Annotated in this window: 5 protein-coding genes, 1 tRNA gene and 2 pseudogenes; 2 read left to right on the forward strand and 6 right to left on the reverse strand. The window is 68.4% G+C overall.

Annotated features, from left to right (window positions below; all coding sequences use genetic code 11):
* A pseudogene (locus tag FV222_RS12720) lies at nucleotides 1-343 on the forward strand (hypothetical protein); the annotation flags it as partial.
* 55 nt (nucleotides 344-398) lie between these two features.
* On the opposite strand, the gene hslV reads toward FV222_RS12720, so the two are convergent.
* The 5 genes from hslV to FV222_RS12745 form a co-directional block, all read right to left on the reverse strand.
* The gene (gene hslV / locus FV222_RS12725; RefSeq protein WP_147814523.1) at nucleotides 399-935 is read right to left on the reverse strand and encodes an ATP-dependent protease subunit HslV; all 537 of its coding nucleotides are present in this window, start codon (nucleotides 933-935) and stop codon (nucleotides 399-401) included.
* Between the two features lie 135 nt (nucleotides 936-1,070).
* Nucleotides 1,071-1,793, reverse strand: coding sequence for an ABC transporter ATP-binding protein (locus FV222_RS12730; protein WP_147814519.1), 723 nt, complete (start codon nucleotides 1,791-1,793; stop codon nucleotides 1,071-1,073).
* Nucleotides 1,786-3,891 carry a branched-chain amino acid ABC transporter ATP-binding protein/permease gene (locus tag FV222_RS12735; RefSeq protein WP_147814521.1) on the reverse strand — a complete coding sequence of 702 codons (2,106 nt, stop codon included), beginning with the start codon at nucleotides 3,889-3,891 and terminating at the stop codon, nucleotides 1,786-1,788. The genes FV222_RS12730 and FV222_RS12735 overlap by 8 nt, the downstream gene beginning before the upstream one ends.
* Before the next feature lie 4 nt (nucleotides 3,892-3,895).
* Nucleotides 3,896-4,768 carry a branched-chain amino acid ABC transporter permease gene (locus tag FV222_RS12740; protein ID WP_147764072.1) on the reverse strand — a complete coding sequence of 291 codons (873 nt, stop codon included), beginning with the start codon at nucleotides 4,766-4,768 and terminating at the stop codon, nucleotides 3,896-3,898.
* A 211-nt stretch (nucleotides 4,769-4,979) separates the two neighbouring features.
* On the reverse strand, nucleotides 4,980-6,206 hold the full coding sequence (locus tag FV222_RS12745) for an ABC transporter substrate-binding protein (protein WP_147751474.1): 1,227 nt from the start codon (nucleotides 6,204-6,206) through the stop codon (nucleotides 4,980-4,982).
* Between the two features lie 367 nt (nucleotides 6,207-6,573).
* Between FV222_RS12745 and FV222_RS12750 the strand changes: the two genes are divergently transcribed.
* Nucleotides 6,574-6,647, forward strand: a tRNA-Gln gene (locus FV222_RS12750).
* A 59-nt stretch (nucleotides 6,648-6,706) separates the two neighbouring features.
* Here FV222_RS12750 and FV222_RS12755 read toward each other — a convergent pair.
* Nucleotides 6,707-7,186 (reverse strand): annotated as a pseudogene (locus FV222_RS12755) (tyrosine-type recombinase/integrase); the annotation flags it as partial.
* Nucleotides 7,187-7,385: the final 199 nt, after the last annotated feature.

Here is a 7,385-nt window from a genome sequence, read left to right on the forward strand (position 1 = left end):
GCCTGCGCCCGCGCCGACGACGCCCGCTCCGGCCCCGGTCGTCGCGGCGGCTCCGCCCGCCCCAGCGAGTGGGCTCTGCGCGCAGGACGCGGTGCGCACGGATTTGATGGCCTCAGTCAACGGCGCCCCCGACTTCAAGGACGGCAAGCGCCGGCTCAAGGCGCTGGTCGAGCCCGAGACGGTCTTCGAGGATCGCAAGGCCAAGCGGATGACCTGCCGCTACACCTCGGTCTGGGACGAGACCCAGGACACGGGCACGACCGAGAAGCGCATGAAGATGACCTTCAAGGCCAGCGACGACGGCAAGGACGGCATCGACCTCGATTACAGCTTCGACAAGTAGCGGGCCAAGCAGCCTCCCGGCGGCCCCAGGGCCGTCGGGACGGATTGGGTGAGGGTTAGACCGAGTCCGCGTCGAGGGACTCGAGGACGAGGCTGCCGTTGGTGTAGACGCAGATCTCGGCGGCGATCCGCATCGCCTTGCGCACGATCGCCTCGGCGTCGAGGTCGGTGTCCTCCAGGGCGCGCGCGGCCGACAGGGCGTAGTTGCCCCCTGAGCCGATCGCCATCACGCCGCCCTCCGGCTCCAGCACGTCGCCCGCGCCCGAGAGCAGCAGGCTGACGTCCTTGTCGGCCACCAGCATCATCGCCTCGAGGCGGCGGAGGTAGCGGTCGGTGCGCCAATCCTTGGTCAGCTCGACGCAGGCGCGGGTGAGCTGCCCGGGATACTGTTCGAGCTTGGCCTCAAGCCGCTCGAACAGGGTGAAGGCGTCGGCCGTCGCGCCGGCGAAGCCGCCGATCACCGCGCCCTTGGCCAACCGCCGGACCTTGCGGGCGTTGCCCTTCACGATGGTCTGGCCGAGGCTGACCTGGCCGTCGCCGCCGATGACGACGCGGCCGCCCTTGCGCACCATCAGGATGGTGGTGGCGTGCATCTGGGTGGGGCCTGAATCGTCGTGTGCCAAGGGTGTCTCCGGGGTGTCGCCCGGCGACAGGTAGGGGCTCGCCCCCCGGATTGCCAAGCGGGCGCCCGGGCGGGCGCGATCCGAGCGGACGCCCGGAGGGCGCCATCAGTGGTCGCCGCCGAGATAGGCCGCCCGCACCGCCGGATCGCTCTTGAGCTGGGCGGCCGGCCCCTGGAACCGGATGCGGCCGTTCTCGAGGACGTAGCCGTAGTCGGCCACGCCCAGAGCCGCCATGGCGAACTGCTCGACGAGCAGCATCGTCACCTGCTCCTCCTTGAGCTGGCGGATGATGCGGAACACCTCCTCGACGAGCTTCGGCGCCAAGCCCATCGAGGGCTCGTCCAGCAGCAGGATGTCGGGGCGCAGCATCAGGGCGCGGCCCATGGCGAGCATCTGTTGCTCGCCGCCCGACAGAGTGCCGGCGAGTTGCAGCCGGCGCTCCTTGAGCCGCGGGAACAGCGCGTAGGCGCGTTCGCGGTCGGCGGCGACGTCGCCCTTCGGCCGCGAGCCGGTGAGCCGCGGGAAGGCGCCGAGCGTCAGGTTGTCCTCGACCGACAGCGTCGGGAACACCCGGCGTCCCTCCGGCGAGTGGGCGAGGCCGGCCCGCGCCACGTCGTGGCTGTCGAGGCCCGAGATCTCTCGGCCGGCGAGCTTGATCGAGCCCGAACGCGGCTGGATCATGCCCGAGAGCGCCCGCATCGTCGTGGTCTTGCCGGCCCCGTTCGAGCCGATCAGCGTCACGACCTTGCCCTTCGGCACCTGGAACGAGAGCCCGTGCAGGACCTCGATCTGGCCGTAGCCGGCCGACAGGTTGGCGACCTCAAGCATGGGCTGGCTCCCTGCCGGCATCTTTACCGGCGTCCTTGCCAGCATCACTGGCCGTGCCGCCCATGTCGTCGGGGGCGCCGAGATAGGCCTCGATCACCTTCGGGTCGGCCTGCACCTCGCGGGCGCCGCCCTCGGCGATCTTATGCCCGAAATCGAGCACGCTGACGCGGTCGCACAGGCCCATCACCACGTCCATGTGGTGCTCGATCAGGATGACGGTGATGCCGGCGTTGCGGATCTTGCGGATGATCGCGGTAAGGTCCGCGATGTCGGGAGCGGTCAGGCCGGCGGCGGGTTCGTCGAGCAACAACAGCACGGGATCGAGCGCCAGCGCGCGGCCGATCTCGAGCAGGCGCTGCTTGCCGTAGGGCAGGTTGCGGGCCTCGACCTGCGCGAGGCTCGCCAGCCCCATGAAGTCGAGGATCGCCATGGCGCGGGTGCGGGCCTCGCGTTCCTCGCGCTTGCGCCGCGGCGTGCCGAGGATCGCGTCGAAGATCGTGCCGTGGAAAGCGTGGTGCAGGCCGACGAGTACGTTCTCCAGGGCCGTCATCTCGCGGAAGAGCTGGACGTTCTGGAAGGTGCGGGCGACGCCGGATAGCGCGATCTCTGAGGGCGTGCGCCCGTCGAGGCGCTTGGCGGCGCTGCCGGCGGCGGCCAGGGTCACCGATCCGGCGGTGGGTTTGTAGATGCCGGTGAGCACGTTCATCATCGTGCTCTTGCCCGAGCCGTTCGGGCCGATCAGCCCGTGGATCGTGCCGGGCTTCACCGACAGGTCGATGCCGGCCAGCGCCTTTAGGCCGCCGAACTGCATCAGGGCCTGCTCGACCTTGAGCAGCGCCTCGGTCCCGGCGGCCTTGCCGCGCTGCGCGATGAGCGCGTCGCCGTCGGCCGAGAGCGCCTTGCCCTCCGCGGTGTGGGCCGGGCGGAGCGCCGGGATCTTCTCGCGCAGGAAGCCGACGATGCCGTCGGGCAGGTAGTAGACGACGAACAGGATCAGCAGGCCGAACACGCTGAGCCGGAAGTCGGTGACCGATTGCAGCGCCAGCGTCGCCGGCAGGAACAGGATGCAGAGCACCACCGGCACGAGGATGGCGAAGCGGTTCTCGGCCTTCCGCACGAAGGCCTGGATGCCGACGACGACGGCCACCGCGGCGATGAGACCGGCCATGATCCGCACGAGGTCGATGTCGGCCAGGATGTTGGGCATCATCACGATGATGGCCGACCCGATCAGGGGTCCTGCCCGCGACTTCCGGCCGCCCATCGTCACCGCGAGCAGGAACAGCACGGTGAGCTCGAAGCCGTAGGAGTTCGGCGCGACGTAGCGCTCCGACCAGGCGAACAGCGCGCCGGCGAGGCCCGCGAGCGCCGCCGAGACCACGAAGGCGTAGACCTTGTAGCGGTAGACGCTGACGCCCATGCAGTCGCAGGCGATCGGCGAGTCGCGCAGCGCCTCGAAGGCGCGCCCGAACGGCGAGCGCACGATGCGGTTCACCACCACGATCGTCACCAGCAGGCAGGCGCAGACGAGATAGTAGAATTCGAGCTTGCGGCCGGCCGCGCCCCAGGGTGGGGTGATGCCGAACATCGCGAAGTCGATGACGCGGGCCGGCGGCAGGGTGATGCCGAGCGGCCCGTTGGTGATCGGCGTCAGCTCGTTGATGAAGATCTGGACGATGGTGCCGAAGGCGAGCGTCACCATGGCGAGGTACGGGCCGGTGACCCGCAAGGCCGGCACCGCGAGCAGCAGGCCGAAGGCGGAGGTGACGCCGATTCCGGCGAGGAGCCCCCACCAAATCCCGAGCTTGAAATGCAGGAACAGCACGGCCGCCGCGTAGGCGCCGACGCCGAACAGGCCGGCATGGCCAAGGCTGACCTGGCCGGTATAGCCGACGACGATGTCGAGCCCGAGGATCAGGATCGCGTAGATCGCGATCACCAGCAGCAGGTGGATGTAGTAGCTGCTCGTGACCACGTGCGGGAAGGCGGCGAGGAACACCACGAGGAGCACGGCGCCGAGCGCGCCGACATGCCGGCCGATCCCGGCGGAGGCCGAGGGCGCGGGGGCCGCGGCGGGCGCGAAGGTGGATTGCGCCATCGGCTCAGACTTTCTTGATCACGGCCTTGCCGAACAGCCCCACGGGGCGGATCGACAGCACGACGAGGAGCAGGATCAGGCCCGGCACGTCCTTGTAGCCGGTGGAGATGTAGAAGCCGGTCAGCGTCTCGGCGACGCCGAGGATCAGGCCGCCGACGATGACGCCGAGGCCGGATTCGAGGCCGCCGATGATCGCCACCGCGAAGGCCTTGAGCGCCAGCACCGCGCCCATGGTGGCGCCGGTGAGGGTGACCGGGGCGACGAGCACGCCGGCGAATGCCGCCGTCATCGCGCTGATCGAGTAGGACAGCGTGATGACGCGCTTGGTGTTGATGCCCATCAGGCCGGCGGCGTCGATGTCGTTCGAGGTGGCGATCACCGCCTTGCCCCAGATCGACTTGCGATTGAAGATCTCGACCGCGAGCATCATCAGCAGCGCGCCGGCGATGATCAGCAGCTCCATCGGCAGCATGCGGATGCCGCCGAGCTGGAGCGCCTCCTCGGGCAGCGGCGAGGGGAACTTGAGGTCGTCGCGGCCCCAGATGTTCTCGGCGAGGTTCCGGAAGATGATGCCGAGCGCGATGGTGGCCATGATCCACCCGTACTCGGACTTGATCTTCACCGCCGGGCGCACGCCGAGGCGCTCGACGACGGCGCCGAGCGCGAAGCCGAAGACCAGCACCAGCGGGATCATCAGCCAGTAGCCGGTGAACGGCGCCAGCGTGAGGCCGAACAGGGCGCCGAGCGCCAGCGCCTCGCCCTGCCCGAAGTTCAGCGTCTTCGAGGTGGCGAAGGTGAGCTGGTAGCCGAAGGCGATGGCGGCGTAGATCATGCCGACCGCGACGCCGGAGGCGACGAGCTGCAGGAAGATGGTCATCGTGTCACCCGCGCCCGTCCGTGAAGGTCTTTTCGTTCATGCCGCCCGGTTCCGGTTCCGTGCCGGCGCGGGTCCCCTCCCCCGTGCGGGAGGCGCGCGCCGCGACCGCTCGCGATCGCGGCGAGGACCGGCCCGAAGGCCGCGCGCCGCCGGACGCTTGGGGTCAGCGTTCCGGCGGCTTTGGTTCATCCCGCGCAAGCGGCGGGATTCGTCAGTTGGAAGACTTTTCCTTCACGCGCACGACGCCCGCGTTCTTGGCGTCCGCGTCCTTGGCGTAGACGATCTTGCCGTCCTGCACCTTCCCGAACACGACCATGTTGCGCGAGATCGCGTTGTGGTCGGCGGCGGTGAAGGGCTTGTCGTAGGTCGTCACCACGCCCTCGACCTTCTCCTTCAGGTTTTCCAGCGCCTCGCGGATCTTCGGCCCGTCGGTTGAGCCGGCCTGCTTGATCGCGGCGGCGATCAGGAACACCGAGTCGTAGCCCTGCGCGCCGGCGACCGGGGTCGGGATCTTCGTCACGCCGTAGGTCTTGTAGTATTCCTCGAGGAAGGCCTTGCGCTTGGGCAGCGTCTTGTCCTCGATGAAGGTCTGCGGCATCACCACGCCGTTGCCGTTGGCGCCGGCGATGTCGATGAAGCTCTGCATCGAGGCCGGCCACGAGGTGATCATCGGCACCTTCCAGCCGAGCTTGGCCATGCCGTTGGCGATCTGCGCCAGCTCCGGCCCGATGCCGTAGGCGAGGATCACGTCGGCGCCGGCCTGCTGGGCCTTCAGCAGCTGGGCCGTCATGTCGACGTCCTTGATGTTGAACTTCTCGACCACGACCGGCTTCACGCCCTTGGCGCCGAGGTACTTCTCGATGTCCTCGCGGCCGAGCTGGCCGTAATTGGTCGAGTCGGCGAGGATGGCGATCTTCTTGTGGCCCTGCGCGACGGCCTCGTCGACCATCATGCCGGCCTGGAGCACGTCGTAGGCCGAGTTCCGGAAGACGTAGTTGCTGTCGTAGTCCGGCGCCTTGAACTGGTTGGTGATGATCGTGCCGGTGGCGACGTTGTTGAACACCGGGATCTCGGCTTCCTGGTAGAAGCGCTGCGCGGCGAGCGCCACGCCGGTGTTGACGAAGCCCAAGGTCGCGACGACCTTCTCCTTGCTGATGAGCTCCTGCGCCACCTGGGCGCCGACCTCGTTCTTGGCCTCGTCGTCGCGCTCGACGAGCTGGATCTGCCGGCCGAGCACGCCGCCGGCCTTGTTGATCTCGGCGGCCGCCAGGCGCGCGCCGTCGCGCATCGAGACGCCCATGGCGGAGGAGCCGCCGGTATAGGGGCCGGTCACGCCGATCTTGATCGGGTCTGCGGCCTGGGACGGCAGGGCGCCGAGCGTGGCCAGTGCGGTCGCGCCGAGCAGGGCGCCGACGAACGCGCGCGTCGTCAGTCTCATGGCTGTTTCCTCCGTGTCCCGATCCGGGCGTTTCTTCTGTCGCGGCGCCTTGTGGCGCCGTCGCGGGCACTGCGGCCCGAAGTGTCGGGCCCCGACCCGGGCGCTGGAATATTGTCGAACGTGCGCACGAACGCAACGCACCGTGCCGGGGCAAACCTACAAATCCAAAGGGTTGTGGGATTTCGCGGCGATCCTCGCACCGCCGCGCCGGCGGATGGGGCCGAGCCGGAATCGCGAAAGCGCGGCCGAACCCTGTTGACCCATCCGCGCTTTCCCCTTAACGGGAGCGCTCCCGAACGACGGACCCCTCCCGAGCGGTCGCCGGCTTCTAGCCGGCCCGGATCGCAGGCGGCCTCCGTCCCTTCGGTGGGGGATAGTTTAACGGTAGAACGGTGGACTCTGACTCCTCTGGTCCTGGTTCGAATCCAGGTCCCCCAGCCACTTGAAATCTCTAAGCTTTTCGCGTTTTCTGACTAGAACATAACGGCACGGTTGGACGCTCAGTTGGGAACTTTCGTTCTCGCTTCGAGCTTCCGGATCGCGCTCTCACCCAACCTAGGATCTCGGTTGAGGTAGTGAGCGTCGAGGATCGAGCGGACGTCCCGGAGCGCATGCCCGGTGATCGTCGCGATCTCGGCCTCGGTGCATTCGGCAAGTGCCAGCCGCGTCACGGCGGTGCCCCGCAGGTCATTGAACGTCACGCCCACGACCCCTGCCCGCTTGCACGCCTTTCGCCAGGACGTGTGAAATCCGTCCGCCGTCCAAGCGTCACCCTTCATGGTGGCGAGGATCGTGGGATGGCGCGGTGCCCGATCGAGAGCCGCCTTCAAGGGGGCGCCGACAGGGACGACGACACGTGTCCCTGTCTTCGATTGCTGCAGCCGAATCACCCGGCCGTCGTAGGCGTGCCACGTGAGCCGCAGGAGGTCGCCTTGCCGCTGGCCGGTCCACAGAGCGAGCGTAAGCGCGAGATGGAGGTGCGCGGGAGCCTCCGCGAGGAAGGCGGCTTCATCGGCTGTTGATTTCCGTTGAGAGTTGACCCGGCGGAGCCCGAAGTTTCCATCGAGAAGTGACCCGTGTCTGAACCCACCCCTGGCTTTTTGGTCGGGGGGTCATGGAGTGATCGACATGGCGTTATTGAGTGTCATTCGGCGCTGGGCGTTCCGAGAAGGGATGCCG

The organism is Methylobacterium sp. WL103, from assembly GCF_008039885.1.
In the GTDB taxonomy this organism is placed as follows: Bacteria; Pseudomonadota; Alphaproteobacteria; order Rhizobiales; family Beijerinckiaceae; genus Methylobacterium; species Methylobacterium cerastii.